Raw genomic sequence first — 318 nt, forward strand, 5'->3', positions numbered from 1 at the left:
TATACCTTAACGGTATCTTCCACAGACAGGCATGGAAACGGCCCGACTATCAGCACGCCGATAACCTTTACAACCCTGGCCTCACCAGACACCATGGCACCCATTATTATCGGCAGCCCATTAATACTGAATATTACACATCAAAGCGTCGTCATTCGCTGGAAAACTAGTGAGCCTGCAACGACTCGTCTAGTAATCGGTACTTCGATAGATGAACTTGAGCAAATTGAAAGTAAAAACGGTTTAAGGGCTTCGCATACTTTGCCAGTGACCGGCTTACAGCCTGATACATTTTATTACTTCCAAGTTCAGACCGCT

At 45.6% G+C, this 318-nt stretch carries 1 protein-coding gene; it reads left to right on the forward strand.

Features of this window, described 5'->3' with window-relative positions:
* Positions 1-93 precede the first annotated feature (93 nt).
* A partial coding sequence (locus A3756_RS27320; RefSeq protein ID WP_231875491.1) for a fibronectin type III domain-containing protein occupies positions 94-318 on the forward strand: 225 nt, incomplete at its 3' end.

The organism is Oleiphilus sp. HI0086 (genome assembly GCF_001635225.1).